This is a genomic window from Mesorhizobium sp. M4B.F.Ca.ET.017.02.2.1, from assembly GCF_003998955.1.
Classification (GTDB): Bacteria; Pseudomonadota; Alphaproteobacteria; order Rhizobiales; family Rhizobiaceae; genus Mesorhizobium; species Mesorhizobium abyssinicae.
On the sequence record NZ_RZOF01000031.1, the window covers coordinates 15,292 to 31,349 of the forward strand.

A 16,058-nucleotide genomic window follows, 5' to 3' on the forward strand; every position below is an offset into this window, starting at 1 on the left:
CGCGGCTCAACAAAATCCGGAAGCAGGGAAGAAACGATGGAAAAAGCCGAAATCGGCCTGATCGGCCTTGGCACGATGGGCTCCAACCTGGCGCTCAACATCGCCGAGCATGGGCACCGCATCGCCGTTTTCAACCGCACCGCGTCGCGCACCGACGCCTTCGTCGAGAGCGCCGGGCCGCTGAAGGACATGGTTGTGCCCTGCTACAGCCTGGAGGAACTCGCCGCCGCGATCCGGCCGCCGCGGCCGATCATCATCATGGTGCTGGCCGGCAAGCCGGTCGACGAGCAGATCGCGGCGCTGCGCGGCCTGCTGTCCGACAACGACATCGTCATCGATGCCGGCAACGCCAATTTCCGCGACACGATGCGGCGCTTCTCCGAATTGTCCGGCTCGGCCCTGACCTTCATCGGCATGGGGGTGTCCGGCGGCGAGGAGGGTGCGCGCCATGGCCCGTCGATCATGGTCGGCGGCACGGAAGACTCCTGGAAGCGCGTCGAGAAGGTGCTGACGGCGATCTCCGCCAAGTTCAAGGACGAGCCCTGCGCCGCCTGGCTCGGCACCGACGGCGCCGGCCATTTCGTCAAGACGATCCACAATGGCATCGAATATGCCGACATGCAGATGATCGCCGAGATCTACGGCATATTGCGCGACGGCCTCGGCTTGGGCCCGAAAGAAATCGGCGCCGTCTTCGCCGACTGGAACAAGGGCCGGCTCAATTCGTATCTGATCGAAATTACCGCCAAGGTGCTGGCCGCCGACGATCCGAAGACCGGCAAGCCGGTGGTCGACATCATCCTCGACCGCGCCGGCCAGAAGGGCACCGGCAAATGGTCGGTCATCGAGGCGCAGCAGCTCGGCATTCCGGCGACCGCGATCGAAGCGGCGGTTGCGGCGCGCGTGCTGTCGTCGATCAAGGATGAGCGGCAGGCAGCGGAAAAGGCCTATGGCAATATCGGCGTCGCCAAGATCGCCGGCGACAAGGCCGCCCTGCTCAAGGATCTGGAGCTGGCGCTGTTCGCCGGCAAGATCGCCGCCTACGCGCAGGGTTTCGCGGTGATGAGCGGCGCCTCGAAGGAATTCAACTGGAACCTGCCGATGCCGACCATCGCCAAGATCTGGCGCGCCGGCTGCATCATCCGCTCGCAGATGCTGGACACGATGGCCGAAGCGTTCGGCTCTGGTAGCGCGTCAACCAATCTTCTGATGGCGCCGGCCTTCATCGCCATGATGCAGGAGGCGCATCCTTCACTGCGCAGGATCGTGGCGCGGGCGTCGGAAGCCGGCTCGCCGGTGCCGGCGCTGTCGTCGGCACTCGCTTACTTCGACAGCTACCGCCAGGGGCGCGGCACCTCCAATCTGATCCAGGCGCAACGCGATTTCTTCGGCGCGCACGGCTTCGAGCGCATCGGCGAGCAGGGCGCGTTCCATGGACCCTGCAGCGGCGCGGCCTAAGGGCAGGTAAGGCCGGCCTGCAAATGGCGGCCTCCTGCGCTTCTACTCCGGTTCTCGGAAGCCACCCAGTTTGGTCGCTTCGCGCCCGTCTTCGACTCGGCCTGACCTGTCTCTCAAGTCGCGCCAATCAGCCGCGATAGGGCAGAACCTCGCTCGGCTTGCTCAGCGATTGCAGCGAGCCGGGTTCGGCGCCGCCGATCCAGCCGAGCACCGAGCGGGCCAGCTCGGAGCCGGCGAGGCGGAAGTTCTCGTTGACGACCAGCAGTTCCCGCCGGAACAGATGCAGCAGTTCCGACGACTGCTTCGACACCACGTCGACGTCGCGGCCGAGCTTCAGGCCGGCATCCTCGATGCCGGCGACGACGGCGAGCGTCGCCGCGGCGGCGCTGCTGACGAAGCCGTCCGGCCGGTCCCGGCGCTGCATCAGCTGCGCCGTCCGCATCCTGATCTGCTCGATCGACTGGTCGATGGACACGGTGTTGAACGGCACCTCGCTGGCGCCGACTTCACTCAGCGCATCGGCAAAGCCGTTCAGCGTATGGCCATAGTAGGTGAGGCCGACCGGTGGCGTCACAAGGGCGAGCCGGCTGCGGCCGATGCCGGCGAGATAGCGCACCGCCTCGCCTGCGAAGGCGTAGTTGTCGAAATCATGGTAGGGGTGCACGAGCCCCATGTCGGTGCGGCCGTGCGTGGCAAAGGGAATGCCGCGCTCCAGCATGTAGCGGGCGCGCGGATCGTCCGGCTGGGTGCGCGAAATGATGATGCCGTCAGCCGAGCCCGTCTCGACCAGGTAGCGTATCGGATCCAGCGGATCCTGCGAGCGCGAATAGGGCGTGACGATCAGGTGATAGGGCGTGTCGGCGATCACCTCCGAGACACCGTAGATGATGTCCGAAACAAAACTCATGATCTCGCGCTCGGTGTTGAGCACAAGGCTGATGACATTGGTCTTGCCGGTCCTGAGGCGCACGCCGGCGCGGTTCGGCCGGTAGCCTATCTGCCTGGCGACGAGTTGCACGCGCCGCCTGGTCTCGGCGCCGATTTCGGGGGCATCCTTCAAGGCGCGCGACACGGTGGTGACGCCCAGCCCCGTCATGAAGGCAAGCGTCTTCAGCGTCGGCCTGGCCGGCGCTTCGCCATCCCTGTCCGTCTGGTCCCTGTCCATATCGTCCCGCCCGTCAGGCGCATAGCAGTCGCCGGGCCGGCCGGCAATCGCCGCTATCGTCGGGCGGCCAGCTCCCCGTCCCAACAAAAACCCCCATACACTGAAACGTTACAGATTGTCACGACCGTTGTCTGTGCCGGCCCCTGGTCTGCCTTTTCCTGGCGTGCTCTCCCGGCTCGGAAAGTCGTTGGGAATCAGCGCGAAAGGCGTTTCGGGCAATTTTTTGCCAGCTTCCAGCGTTTTGCAGCGCAGCTTTGCGTATTGCGGTGCACAAACTCGTGCCCGGCGGAACTATTTTGTTCGCGCTCCGAAAAATATCGAAACGGCGTTTGCGTGAGGGGTTGCGCATGTCGTGCAATTGCCGTATCGAAAATCTGTAACGTTTCAGATTCTTGGGAGGAACCGAAATGCGATACAAAATCCTGACTGCTGCGCTGGCGGCGACGGCCGCGCTGCAGTTCGCCGGTCCGGCGGCCGCGACCGATCTGGAAGTCACCCATTGGTGGACGTCCGGCGGCGAAGCGGCGGCTGTCGCCGAGTTGGCCAAGGCCTTCGACGCAACGGGCAATCACTGGGTCGACGGCGCCATCGCCGGTTCCGGCGGCACGGCGCGGCCGATCATGATCAGCCGCATCACCGGCGGCGACCCGATGGGCGCCACCCAGTTCAACCACGGCAGGCAGGCGGAAGAGCTGGTGCAGGCCGGCCTGATGCGCGACCTCACCGATATCGCCACCAAGGGCAAATGGACGGAAGTCGTGCGGCCGAAAAGCCTGCTCGACAGCTGCACCATCGACGGCAAGATCTATTGCGTGCCGGTCAACATCCATTCCTGGCAATGGCTGTGGCTGTCGAACGCGGCCTTCGAAAAGGCCGGCGTGCCGGTGCCGAAGAACTGGAATGAATATGTGGCGGCCGCCCCTGCGCTGGAGAAGGCAGGCATCATCCCGCTCGCCGTCGGTGGGCAACCCTGGCAGGCGTCCGGCGCCTTCGACGTGCTGCTCGCGGCTGTCGGCGGCACCGATACCTTCCTCAAGGTCTACAAGGACAAAGACGCGAAATTCGCCGCCGGGCCCGAGGTCGCCAAGGTGTTCAAGGCCGCGGACGATGCCCGCAAGATGGCGAAGAACACCAATGTGCAGGACTGGAACCAGGCAACCAATCTCGTCATCACCGGCAAGGCCGGTGGCCAGATCATGGGCGACTGGGCGCAGGGCGAATTCCAGGTCGCCGGCCAGACCGCCGGCAAGGACTATACCTGCCTTCCGGGCCTTGGGCTGAACGAGGTGATTGCCACCGGCGGCGATGCCTTCTACTTCCCGCTGCTGAAGGACGCCGACAAGTCCAAGGCGCAGGAAGTACTGGCCGAAACGCTGCTCGATCCCAAGACGCAGGTTGCCTTCAACCTGAAGAAGGGCTCGCTGCCGGTGCGCGGCGACGTCGACCTGCAAGCGGCGAATGACTGCATGAAGAAGGGCCTCGACATCCTGGCCAAGGGCAGCGTCATGCCCTGGACCGACCAGTTGATGTCGCAGGACAGCCAGAAGCAGAAGGAGGATCTCTTCTCCGAATTCTTCGCCAAGCCGGACTTGACCGTAGAAGACGCGCAGAAGCGTTTCGCCGACATCATCGCTTCGGCGGACTGATTGGTTTTGCCGACTGTTTACGGCGCCCCCGCCAGCTCCTGGCCCCAGCCTATCCGGGGTCAGGAGCGTGATGTCGTCATTGCCCCAGCCCGGCCGTCGAGATGAGCAAGAGCGAACGCCCCAACCAGCTTTTCCGCAACCTCAATGCGAAGGTCGCCTCGATCCCGATGATCCTCACCGCGCTGGTGGTTTTCGTCGGCGGCACCGCATGGACGGTGCTCTATTCCTTCACCAACTCGAAACTGCTGCCGCGGCTAAACTTCGTCGGCCTCGACCAGTATTACCGGTTGTGGGCGACGCCGCGCTGGCTGATCTCGATCGAGAACCTCTTGATCTATGGCGTCATTTCGCTGGTGTTCTCGCTGGCGATCGGCTTCATCCTCGCCGCGTTGCTCGACCAGAAAATCCGCTTCGAGGACACATTCCGCACCATCTTCCTTTATCCCTTCGCGCTCTCCTTCATCGTCACCGGCCTCGTCTGGCAATGGCTGCTCAATCCGGACTTCGGCATTCAGGGCGTGGTGCGAGGCCTCGGCTGGACAAGCTTCAGCTTCGATCCGCTCTACAATTCCAGCATCGTCATCTACGGCATTTCGATCGCGGCGCTATGGCAAGGCACCGGGCTCGTCATGTGCCTGATGCTCGCCGGCCTGCGCGGTATCGACGAGGATATCTGGAAGGCAGCCCGGGTGGACGGGATCCCGATGTGGAAGACCTATCTGTTCATCGTCATTCCGATGATGCGGCCGGTCTTCATCACCACGCTGGTCATTATCGCCGCCGGCATCGTCAAGGTCTATGACCTGGTGGTGGCCCAGACCAGCGGCGGGCCCGGCATCGCCTCCGAGGTGCCGGCAAAATACGTCTACGACTACATGTTCTTCGCCCAGAACCTCGGCCAGGGCTTTGCCGCATCGACCATGATGCTGTTGTCGGTGGTGATCGTCATCGTGCCGTGGGCCTATCTCGAATTCGGAGGCAAGAAGCGTGTCTGAGCTTGCCATCCCCCTGCCCAGCACCGCCGATGCCCTCAGGCGCGAAGCCACGGGACCGAGCGGCCCGAAGCCGCGGCACGTGTTCTCGCGCCGCAACATCTTCCTCTATGGCACGCTGATCGTGGTGGCGGTCTACTACCTCCTGCCGCTTTATGTGATGGTCGTCACCTCGCTCAAGGGCATGCCGGAGATCCGCCTCGGCAACATCTTCTCGCCGCCGCTGGAGATCACCTTCGAGCCTTGGGTCAAGGCGTGGTCCCAGGCCTGCACCGGCCTCAATTGCGACGGGCTCTCGCGCGGCTTCTGGAATTCGGTGCGCATCACCGTCCCCTCGGTGATCCTGTCGATCGCGATCGCCTCGGTAAACGGCTACGCGCTGGCCAACTGGCGCTTCAAGGGTGCCGACACCTTCTTCGTCATCCTCATCGTCGGCGCCTTCATCCCCTATCAGGTGATGATCTACCCGATCGTCATCATCCTGCGCGAGATCGGCCTGTACGGCAGCCTGAGCGGTCTGGTGATCGTGCATTCGATCTTCGGCATGCCGATCCTGACGCTTCTCTTCCGCAACTATTTCTCCTCGATGCCGGAAGAGCTGTTCAGGGCGGCGCGCGTCGACGGCGCCGGCTTCTGGGGCATCTATCTGCGCATCATGCTGCCGATGTCGCTGCCGATCTTCGTCGTCGCCGTCATCCTGCAGGTCACCGGCATCTGGAACGACTTCCTGTTCGGCGTCGTCTACACCCGCCCAGACACCTACCCGATGACAGTGCAGCTCAACAATATCGTCAATTCGGTGCAGGGCGTGAAGGAGTACAACGTCAACATGGCCGCCACCATCCTGACCGGCCTCGTGCCGCTCATCGTCTACTTCATTTCCGGCAAGCTTTTCGTACGCGGCATCGCCGCCGGCGCGGTGAAAGGATGATGATGACGGACATTGCCAATCCCAGCGTGTCGATCCAGGATCTGTCGCTGAATTTCGGCGCCGTGTCGGTGCTGCAGACGCTCAACCTCGACGTCGCCGAGGGCGAGTTCATCGTGCTGCTCGGCCCGTCGGGCTGCGGCAAGTCGACCTTGCTCAACTGCATCGCCGGTCTGCTCGACATTTCGGACGGGCGCATCTTCATCAAGGGCAAGAACGTCACCTGGGAAGAGCCCAAGGACCGCGGCATCGGCATGGTGTTCCAGTCCTACGCTCTCTATCCGCAGATGACGGTGGAGAAGAACCTGTCCTTCGGCCTGCGCGTCGCCGGCGTGCCCAAGGACGAGATCGCCAAGCGCATCGCGCGCGCCGCCGAGATCCTGCAGATCGAGCCGCTCCTGCAACGCAAGCCGTCGGCGCTCTCCGGCGGCCAGCGCCAGCGCGTGGCGATCGGGCGCGCGCTGGTGCGCGACGTCGACGTGTTCCTGTTCGACGAGCCGCTTTCCAATCTCGACGCCAAGCTGCGCTCGGAACTGCGGGTCGAGATCAAGCTGCTGCACCGCAAGCTCGAGAACACGATGATCTACGTCACCCATGACCAGATCGAGGCGATGACACTCGCCGACCGCATCGCCGTCATGAGGGGCGGTGTCATCCAGCAGCTCGATGCGCCGCAGACGATCTACAACCGGCCAGTCAACCGCTTCGTCGCCGGCTTCCTCGGTTCGCCGGCGATGAATTTCCTCAAGGGGGAGTTGGAAGCCGGCGCCGCCCCTGTGTTCAAAGCCGACGGCGTGTCGGTGCCTCTCGGCCGCTATCAATTCGACGGCGATGGTGGCCGTGGCGCCAAGCCTTGCATCTTCGGCATCCGGCCCGAGCACATAGCCTTCGGCGACGCAGCCGCGGCAATGCCGTTCACCGCCGAGTCGACGGTCGAGATCGTCGATCCGATGGGCTCAGACACGCTGGTGTGGACCAAGCTCGGCGGCCAGATCATCTCCTTCCGCGTCGAAGCGGATAAGACGCTGCGCAACGGCGATGCGATTCGCATCGGCTTCGATCCGGCACGCGCCTCGCTGTTCGACGCTCAAACCGACAACCGCCTTTAACCTCCCCAGCAGCCATCCCCCAAGAAACGGACAGAGACGATGAACTGGTCATTCCAACTTTACAGCGCCCGCAATTTCCAGCCTTGGGAAGGGGTGCTGCAGACGCTCGGCAAGCTCGGCTACAAGGAAGTCGAAGGCTTTGGCGGCGTCTATGACGATCCGAAATCCTTCCGCGCTGAGCTCGACAAGAACGGGCTGGCCATGCCGACCGGGCATTTCTCGATCGACGCGCTCGAGAACGACTTCGACGGCGTGCGCAAAATCGCCGACGCGCTCGGCGTCACGCTTTTGATCTGCCCCTATCTGGTCGCCGAGCAGAGGCCGGCGGACGCCGCCGGCTGGCGGGGTTTCGGCGAGCGGCTGGCCAAGGTCGGCGAAACGGCAAAGAAGGCCGGCTATGGCTTTGCCTGGCACAATCATGATTTCGAGTTCAAGGCACTTGCCGACGGTTCGGTGCCGCAGGACCACATCTTTGCCGCCGCGCCCGATATCGGCTGGGAGATGGACGTCGCCTGGGTGGTGCGCGGCGGCGCGGATCCGCTGCCCTGGATCGAGAAGCACGGCAAGCGCATCAGCGCCGTCCACGTCAAGGACATCGCCAAGCCGGGCGAGGGCCTCGACGAGGATGGCTGGTCGGATGTCGGTCATGGCACGATGGACTGGGCCGGCCTGATCAAGACGTTGCGCGCCAAGAGCGCCGCCAAGTACTTTGTCATGGAGCAGGACAACCCGAACGACATCGAGCGCTTCGCCCGCCGCTCCATCGCATCCGTCAAGGCTTACTAGGAACAATCGACATGGCAAAGAAACTGGGTATCGGCGTTATCGGCTGCGGCAACATCTCGAAAGCGTATTTCTCGCTGGCGCCGCTGTTCCGCGGCATCGAGATGCGTGCCTGCGCCGACATCAACATGGACGCTGCGAAGGCGCGGGCGAAGGAGTTCAAGCTGCGCTCCGAGACGGTCAATGACCTGCTCAAGGCGGACGACATCGACATCATCGTCAATCTGACGATCCCGGCCGTGCACTATGAGGTGTCGAAGGAGATCCTCGACGCCGGCAAGCACGTCTATTCGGAAAAGCCGTTCGTGCTTTCGATCAAGGAGGGGCTCGACCTGAAAGGCCGGGCCGAGAAGAAGGGACTGCGCATCGGCTCGGCGCCGGACACCTTCCTCGGCGGCGCGCATCAGCTGGTGCGCAACCTGATCGACACCGGCGCGCTCGGCAAGATCACCAGCGGCACCTGCCATGTGATGGGTCACGGCATGGAGCACTGGCATCCCAATCCGGATTTCTTTTTCCAGCCGGGCGCCGGCCCGGTGCTCGACATCGGGCCGTACTACATCACCAACCTGATCCAGCTGGTCGGGCCGGTGAAGCAGGTCGCGGCCTTCGCCTCGACGCCGGCCAAGGAGCGGACGATTTCTTCGAAACCGCGCGCGGGCGAGAAAATCCCGGTCAACACGCCGACCACCATCCACGGCCTGCTGGAGTTCGAGAATGGCGCGGTGGTGACGCTCAACACCAGCTGGGATGTCTGGAGCCACGGCCACGCGCCGATGGAACTCTATGGCGAGGGGGGGACAGTGTACGTGCCGGATCCGAATTTCTTCGGCGGCGACGTGCGCTTCACCGAGGCGGCGAAACCGGTCAAGAAGCTGCCGAAATGGAAGCATCCGTTCGGCGTGCCGAACGAAATGCATTCGCAAGGCATGATGGCCAACTACCGCACCGCCGGCCTTGCCGATATGGCGCTGGCGATCGCTGAGGGGCGGCCGCACCGCTGCTCGATGGAGCTGGCGCTGCACGCCGTCGACGTGATGACCGGCCTGTTGCGCTCGGGCGAAACGGGCAAGTTCGTCGCCATGCAGACGACCTGCGAGCGGCCGGCCGCACTCGGCGTCAAGGAAGCCAAGGACCTGCTGGCCAAGAAGAAGTAGATCGCCGCAATTATCGATAATTTTTACCAGCCCTCTCCCCCTTCTCTCGGGGAGAGGGTAAAGGGTGGGCCGCAGGGCATGGTCAGCGCGTTGCGGTGAACCATGCCCGATCCGTTCAGATCCGAGGATTTCCCATGCCCTATGTCGCCGCCGAAAACCGCTACGAGAAAATGCTCTACAACCGCTGTGGGCGGTCCGGACTGAAGCTGCCCGCGATCTCGCTCGGGCTGTGGCACAATTTCGGCAATGACACGCCGCACAAGACCAAGCAGGCGATCGTGCGCAAGGCGTTCGACCTCGGCATCACCCATTTCGACCTCGCCAACAACTATGGTCCGCCGCCGGGCTCGGCGGAGAACGCCTTCGGTGAAATCCTGCGCAGCGATTTCGCCGCCTATCGCGACGAGCTGATCATCTCGACCAAGGCCGGCTACGAGATGTGGCCGGGGCCGTATGGCGAGTGGGGCGGGCGCAAATATGTGCTGGCCAGCCTCGACCAGAGCCTGAAGCGGATGGGGCTCGACTATGTCGACATCTTCTATTCGCACCGTTTCGATCCCGACACGCCGCTGGAAGAGACGATGGGCGCGCTCGACCATGCGGTGCGCTCGGGCAAGGCGCTTTATGCCGGCATCTCGTCCTACAATTCGCAGCGTACGCGTGAGGCGGCCGACATATTGAAGCAGCTCGGCACGCCTTGCATCATCCACCAGCCAAGCTATTCGATGCTCAACCGCTGGGTCGAGGAGGACGGGCTGCTCGACACGCTGGAAGGGCTCGGCGTCGGCTCGATCGTGTTCTCGCCGCTGGCGCAAGGCATGCTGACCAACAAATATCTGGGTGGCATCCCCGAGGGCAGCCGCGCCTCGCAGGGCAAGTCGCTCAGGCCCGCCTTCATCAACGACAAGACGATCACCAACATCAAGGCGCTGAACGCCATTGCCGGGCGCCGCGGCCAGACGCTGGCGCAGATGGCGCTGGCCTGGGTGCTGCGCAGGGGCCGGGTCACCTCGGCGCTGATCGGCGCCAGCCGGCCGGAACAGGTCGAGGATTGCGTCGGCGCGCTGAAGGCACTTGACTTCAGCGATGCGGAACTGGCCGAGATCGACAGCTATGCGCGCGAGGCCGACATCAATTTGTGGGCGGCCTCGGCGGAGCGCAAGGGTCCGCCGCGCAAGTAGATGGCGTCGGCATGGCATGAAAAGAAACGGCGGGCTTTGCCCGCCGTTTTTGTATTGAGAGAGGCGGGAGGCTCAGGGCTTGGCCGGCTTCTGAGCGGTACCGACACCGGCCTTGGGCTTTGCCGGCGCCGGCGTGGTCTTCATCTTCTCCTCGATCCAGCCGCTGTAGTTGGCCAGCCGCGTATAGATGCCGTAGGCGTTCTTGTGGCCGCAGGCCGCACTGCCGTCATTCGGCCCTTCGCCCCAGGAAACGACGCCAATCTGGACCGGGCCGTCGGCACCGGTCATGAACAGCGGGCCGCCGCTGTCGCCATTGCAGGCATCGCGCTCGCCGCTGGCGGTGCCGGCGCAGATCATGTTGCCGGTCAGCGGGTCCGACATGTCGGCGGCAATGGCGCTGGCGGCCGCGTCGATGCCCTTTTCGGAGTAGCGCATGCGGTGGGAGAGGTCGCCAAGTGCTGTCTTCAGGTCGCGCGCGTAGATGTCCTTGATGCCGCTGTTGCAGGTCGCGTTCGGCTGCAGGTCGAGGTCGGCGACCATCAGTGCCGTCGGGAAGGTGCCGTCCTGCATCTTGCCCCAGCCGGTGACCGTGGTCTTGCCGCTGTCTGGCGTTGCCTCACGGGCGAGCTTGATCGTCGGCGCGTCCGCCGGCTCGGCCAGCCGGATCAGGCCGAGGTCGTTGTCCATCGTCTGCTCGCTATAGCCTTCGTTGACGATCACCTCCGCCGCCTTGTAGCGCTTGCCTTCGCCGAGATCGGTGGCGCCGGTCAGCACGGTGACCGCGCCCGCCGGGATCGGCCGGCCGTTGTCTACGAGGCAGTGCGCGGCCGTCAGCACCCATTGCGGCGCGATCAGGCTGCCGCCGCAGAACTGGGCGTCCGGCTGCGAGGCCGGGCTGGCGTCCAGCCTGTCGCTTGTCAGCAGCGCCACCTGGAAAGGAAAAGCGCCTTTCTCGGCCTCCTTGCCGCCATAGACGCGATCGGCGCCGTCGGGGTTCTCGGCCTTGGCCTTCGCCCTTGCTTCCGCGACGCGCTTCATTGGCGAGACCGCTGCTTCCGGCCGTGCGGGCCCATCGGCCGCGTGGATGGCGTCGAGCGTCGCGAGCGCCGCGATGCCGGCCAGCAGTGCTGTGGCGAGCGGCCTGAACCGATGGATGATATTCACCATGACCTCCTGAGACGAACGTTCCCGAACAGGCCGGCCCGGCGCATGATCCGCTGCCCGAAGCACCGGTTTTGAACGACCGGCTACGCGCAGCCCGGATCGGCGCGCAAACCGGTCATAAAACCGAGTGCCACTTCTGCTAATCGTGCCCGCGAGCAGAACCCGCTCAAACCTATAGCCCCCCACGGGCTACGTGGAAGCGATTTGTCATTGCCAATGTTGGAATATTTTAGGCAGTATATCGAAGGGGAGTTTTTGGCGGGGGCCTCAACTGACCGCGCGGGGCAATGATCTGGTCGGCGTTACCGAAACTCGGTTTTGGCGTCACCACGATCTCGACAATATTTCTGTATCTTGATCCGGTCCTTGCTGACTTTTGGGAGAGTCTCACCGTGACAAAACTGACGAACACCATCATTGCGTCCGCGTTTCTTTCCACCGCGATGTGGCTGGTGCCCGCTTTCGCCGCCGATCCCGGCACTGCCAATGCCGGCAACGGCGAAAGCATGCGCGATGCGGGATCGGGCGACTACACGCCGGGCCGGGCAAAGCCGATCGCGCCGCCGAAACTGACCGAGGACGAGGCCAGCCGCGCCGCGCCGCTCGCCGACGAGGACGCAGCGGTCAAGTCCTATGGCATCGTCGGACGTTCCGCCGACGGCAAGGAGATCAAGATCGAGGCGAACGAGGCGCTGAAGGAACTGATCATCGAGCAACTGAATGCGCCGGCGGACGGGCAGGGGTCCGACGCTTCAGGTCCGCAGAACACCGGAGACCCCGGGCTGACGGAAGGCGAAGCGGGCCGCCAAGTGTTCGGCACCGACGACCGCGAGCAAGTCAAGAACACCAAGACCTATCCGTTCTCGGCCATCGGCTATCTCGAGGCCAAGTCGCCCAAGACCGGCAAGTTCGGCAGCTGCTCGGCGACGCTGATCGGTCCGCGCACCGTGCTTACCGCGGCGCACTGCCTCTACAGCCATGAGGATGGCGCCTGGCTCGACGAATATCTGTTCGTGCCGGGCCTCAACGGCAGCACCGCCGACGATGCGCCGTTCGGCGCCTTCACCTATGAAAGCGCCTATGTCCTGCAGGGCTTCATCGACAACTACCAGGGTTTCTACGGCTCGGTCGTGCCGTGGGATCTCGGCATCGTCACGCTGAAGCAGGATGTCGGCACCAATCTCGGCTGGCTGGGCTATGCCAACTACGAGGATCTGGGCGACTTCACCGCCAATATCGTCGGCTATCCCGGCGACAAGCCGATGGGCACGATGTGGAAGGCAAGTTGCGAAGTGCATGCCGAAAACATCGGCACGGACTATTTCCAGTACGATTGCGATACGTTCCCGGGTTCGAGCGGCAGCTCGGTCTACGCCTATGACAACGCCGCCAAGCAGCGTGTCATCACCGGCGTGAACGTCGCCGAAAGTCCGGACGCCAACACCGCGGTCAGGCTCCACGCCGCCAATATCGAGTGGATCAACAGCCTCTACAAATGAGGCTTGTTCCGACCCGCTGATAGGAGCGATCGAACAACCGGCGGTAGGGTTGATCCCACTGCCGGTTTTTCACATCCGGGCCACCGATCGCTTCGCCCTTATTTGGACGTCGCCTCGGGCTGCTCCTGGCGCACATAGGTCTCGATCGCCGAGGCGAAGTTGGCGGAGCCGGCCTTGCGCTGCTTGTCTATATAGCCGGCGAAATAACTCCAGAAGGAAACGGCATAGTCGCGGAAATAGGCGTCCGCCACCTTGCGCGAACAGAGGTCGCTCTCGACGCAGATGGAAAGGCGGTTGAGGAAATAGACGATGCGGTCGAAGTGATCGCTGAAATCGGCAAGCGGCATACTCCCGCCATCGCCGGTCATCGCCTCGATGCCGATGCGCTGCCTGAACACCTGTTCCTCGGTCGGCGTCGGATTGGCGCTAAGCAGATTGTCGTATTTGGTGTTCAGCGCCGCCAGCCGCTCCTTGAGCGCGCGTTGCGCCTGCTGCAAGTCCTTGCTCTCCCAGAGCTCGACCAGCGCCATGGTCTGCTCGACGCGCTTCTGCTCCTGGTTGGCCAGGAACTGGAAGACGGAGAACAGAAGCGTGAAGATGATCACAAGCCGCACCAAAAGGCCCGACCAGGCGTAGGCCAGCATGCGCCAGTCGCGATCGGTGAAGGGGTTCGATTCCTTCTTGATCTCGTGGCTGCTCGGCCACGGGAAACCCTCGGTGGTTTCCGGCAGCGCCTCGGCCTTCTTGGCCGGCGAAGGCTCGGCCGTCGTCAGCGCCGTCGCAGGCACTACTTGTTCTGTCACCTTGCCCCCCGGCTTCTTCATCGGCAGCTGTCCAGATCGATGGTGGCGGTCGGGTCGAGCACGATGCCCGGCGCCTCAAGCTTCCTTTTCAGGCAGTCGAGCTGAGGGCGCGAGACCATGAACTGCACGTCCGGTTCGGCGGGTGCCTTGTTCGGCGAGGGCAGGGCCTCGACCACGCCACGCGAGGCGCAGTCGCTGAGATCGACCACGACGGCTTCGTTGCCGGTCTTGGCGATCTGGTCGTACTGGTCGAGAAAGCAGCCCGCCAGTTCGGAATTGGTGACGATCTGCTTGGCGCAGAGGCCGCAGCTCTCCTCCGCCCAGGCAGGGGCGAGCGGCAGCGCCGCGAAAAGAAGGCCCGCTCCGAGCCAGTAATGCAGGTTGGTTCTCACAAGCGTCCTCATCCTTTCCGTGCCGCGCCAGAATGTCCACGCACAAGGCCGGTCGCGCAAGAGCCGATGCAGCGGTTGCGACAGGCTTTTGCGGCGGCCTGCGCTCAGGCGCGCGGCACTGTCTCCATCGGAAAAATCATCACCGCGCCCTTCGGGCCGCTCCTGTCGGCAAGCTTCATCACCGAGCGTGTCGAAGGTGCCATGCCGATATCGGCGAGCATGTCGGAGAAGCCGGAGCCGCCGACCGCGCGGGTGGCCGAGGGCACGCCGTCCTGCGCCAGGAAGCTCAGATCCTCCTTCTCGCTCTGCGGCGGTGCTTCAGTCAGCACGGCGACCATCCGCTCCATGCCGAAGCTGGTGTCGGTGAAGGCCAGCAGCCCTTCCCGCAAGCCGGCGTCCGGCGAGCCGTTGGCGGGCGCCAGCCGCTCGGCGACGATATGGGTGATGGAATAGTCGCTGCCGACATAGAGCACGTTGATGTCGACATATTTGTCGGAATCGTTCCTGGCCCTGATATGCACCTCGTCGCCCGGCGAGACGCGCGGCACGGTCGAGGCCTGCAGCGGCTCCAGTGCGTCGCCGCCCTGGCGCCTGATCTCGAACTCGACGCTGACCTCTTCCGGCCGGTAGTCGGAGGCGGCGGCCAGCCTGGAAAGGCCGGTGGCGCGGAAGATGGTGGTCAGGTTCTTCGCCGTCGCATCAACCAGCTTGGCGCGATCATCCGGGTGAATGATGATCAGCGGCGGCCTGCCGCCGTCCTTCACATCGCCGGAAGCCGGCAGGAACCACAGCGCCGGCTTGTCGGTGGCGGCGGTCGCGGCGCCGGTGATCGCGTTCTCTCGCAGCACCGCCAGCCGCAGATCGGCGCTCTTGCCGGGCTCGACCAGCTCGACGTGAAAGCCGGATTTCTCCCTGGCCGCCAGTTCGTCCAGAACCGAATTGACCAGCGCGGTCTCCTTGTCGAGGCCGTCGGTTGCCGCCGGGCGCGCCACCACGAGCTTGTAGTCGACCGCGAGCTCGGCGACGCGCGCATAGGCATTGGCCGGGATATCAGCCAGCGTCAGCGCCGGCTTGCCGTCGAGCTCCACCGGCTTCACCCAGCTCTCCAGGTTCCTGGCCGACTGCACCTCGACATAGCCGAGCGCTTCAGACAGTTGCGACAGGGCCGAAGGCAGGATGGCGAGCTTGCTTCCGGGGGTGAGTCGCTGCAGGAGCCCGGCGCCGATCGTCGCCGCATCGTCCTTGACGACCAGCGGCCATTGCATGACCGCATCGGTCCTGTCGGTGCCGAAGACGCGCGCATCGAGCTCGCCTTCGAAGAGCGGCGTCGGCCGCGTGCGGCTGTCGGCCGAATATTGCTGCAGTACCGCCTGGCCGAGCTGGCGGTAGGTGACGGCGGGGTTCTCGGCCAGCTTGGACAGGATGGTGAAGGTGAACAGGCCGAAGCGCGGCGCATCGGCGGTGCCCTTGGGCAGCGGCATCTCCGGCGTCGTCTCGACGGTCTGCGCGGCATAGAAGGCGACCAGCTTGCCCTTGGCGGTCGATTCGGCGCCAGTCGGCGTAAGGTTGAAGGCGGGCTTGCGCTGGCCGTTCTCGTCGAAGCCGCGCGTCGCGGTCGCCGCGATGTCCGCATAGAGCTTCACGGCAGCTGCCCGTTCGGCCTCGCCGCCGCCGAACAGATCGGCAAACTCGACCTTGCGCTCCATCTCGTCGTCGACCTCGGCGGCGCGTGTCGCCGTGCCGGAATGGCAGCAGTCGAACACCACCCAGACGAAGGCGCC

General features: G+C 64.2%; 14 protein-coding genes. 9 read left to right on the forward strand and 5 right to left on the reverse strand.

The features are described from left to right. Positions 1-36: 36 nt before the first annotated feature. Positions 37-1,458 carry an NADP-dependent phosphogluconate dehydrogenase gene (gndA, locus tag EN738_RS06610; protein WP_127282998.1) on the forward strand — a complete coding sequence of 474 codons (1,422 nt, stop codon included), beginning with the start codon at positions 37-39 and terminating at the stop codon, positions 1,456-1,458. Between the two features lie 127 nt (positions 1,459-1,585). Here gndA and EN738_RS06615 read toward each other — a convergent pair whose 3' ends face one another. Further along, the gene (locus EN738_RS06615) at positions 1,586-2,623 is read right to left on the reverse strand and encodes a LacI family transcriptional regulator (protein WP_127282999.1); all 1,038 of its coding nucleotides are present in this window, start codon (positions 2,621-2,623) and stop codon (positions 1,586-1,588) included. 407 nt (positions 2,624-3,030) lie between these two features. On the opposite strand from EN738_RS06615, the gene EN738_RS06620 reads away from it, so the two are divergent. The 7 genes from EN738_RS06620 to mgrA all read left to right on the forward strand — a co-directional run bounded on the left by EN738_RS06620 (position 3,031) and on the right by mgrA (position 10,419). Further along, a complete protein-coding gene (locus tag EN738_RS06620) occupies positions 3,031-4,269 on the forward strand; it encodes an ABC transporter substrate-binding protein (RefSeq protein WP_126058246.1) in 1,239 nt (412 codons plus the stop codon). Positions 4,270-4,370: 101 nt separating this feature from the next. Beyond that, complete coding sequence (locus EN738_RS06625) at positions 4,371-5,264, forward strand: sugar ABC transporter permease (RefSeq protein ID WP_127283000.1); 894 nt, start codon at positions 4,371-4,373, stop codon at positions 5,262-5,264. Beyond that, positions 5,257-6,192: a carbohydrate ABC transporter permease gene (locus EN738_RS06630; protein ID WP_127283001.1), complete on the forward strand. Its 936-nt coding sequence runs from the start codon at positions 5,257-5,259 to the stop codon at positions 6,190-6,192. Before EN738_RS06625 ends, EN738_RS06630 begins: the two co-directional genes overlap by 8 nt. A gap of 2 nt (positions 6,193-6,194) precedes the next feature. Beyond that, the gene (locus EN738_RS06635; RefSeq protein ID WP_127283010.1) at positions 6,195-7,298 is read left to right on the forward strand and encodes an ABC transporter ATP-binding protein; all 1,104 of its coding nucleotides are present in this window, start codon (positions 6,195-6,197) and stop codon (positions 7,296-7,298) included. Between the two features lie 39 nt (positions 7,299-7,337). Further along, complete coding sequence (locus EN738_RS06640; protein ID WP_127283002.1) at positions 7,338-8,084, forward strand: sugar phosphate isomerase/epimerase; 747 nt, start codon at positions 7,338-7,340, stop codon at positions 8,082-8,084. Positions 8,085-8,095: 11 nt separating this feature from the next. Beyond that, entirely contained in the window at positions 8,096-9,238 is a 1,143-nt protein-coding gene (locus tag EN738_RS06645) for a Gfo/Idh/MocA family oxidoreductase (protein WP_127283003.1), read from the forward strand. Between the two features lie 134 nt (positions 9,239-9,372). After that, entirely contained in the window at positions 9,373-10,419 is a 1,047-nt protein-coding gene (gene mgrA / locus EN738_RS06650; RefSeq protein ID WP_127283004.1) for an L-glyceraldehyde 3-phosphate reductase, read from the forward strand. Between the two features lie 72 nt (positions 10,420-10,491). Here mgrA and EN738_RS06655 read toward each other — a convergent pair whose 3' ends face one another. After that, a complete protein-coding gene (locus EN738_RS06655) occupies positions 10,492-11,586 on the reverse strand; it encodes a trypsin-like serine protease (protein ID WP_245478392.1) in 1,095 nt (364 codons plus the stop codon). Positions 11,587-11,975: 389 nt separating this feature from the next. Here EN738_RS06655 and EN738_RS06660 point away from each other — a divergent pair, with 389 nt between their 5' ends. Beyond that, on the forward strand, positions 11,976-13,082 hold the full coding sequence (locus tag EN738_RS06660; RefSeq protein ID WP_127283006.1) for a serine protease: 1,107 nt from the start codon (positions 11,976-11,978) through the stop codon (positions 13,080-13,082). A 98-nt stretch (positions 13,083-13,180) separates the two neighbouring features. Here the strand turns inward: EN738_RS06660 and EN738_RS06665 are convergent, their stop codons facing one another. From EN738_RS06665 to EN738_RS06675, 3 genes are all read right to left on the reverse strand, one after another. Beyond that, positions 13,181-13,906 carry a hypothetical protein gene (locus EN738_RS06665; RefSeq protein WP_127283007.1) on the reverse strand — a complete coding sequence of 242 codons (726 nt, stop codon included), beginning with the start codon at positions 13,904-13,906 and terminating at the stop codon, positions 13,181-13,183. After that, positions 13,903-14,277, reverse strand: coding sequence for a hypothetical protein (locus EN738_RS06670; RefSeq protein ID WP_245478393.1), 375 nt, complete (start codon positions 14,275-14,277; stop codon positions 13,903-13,905). Before EN738_RS06670 ends, EN738_RS06665 begins: the two co-directional genes overlap by 4 nt. Positions 14,278-14,381: 104 nt before the next feature. Continuing rightward, the coding region (locus EN738_RS06675; protein ID WP_127283009.1) for a caspase family protein at positions 14,382-16,058 on the reverse strand (1,677 nt) is incomplete at its 5' end.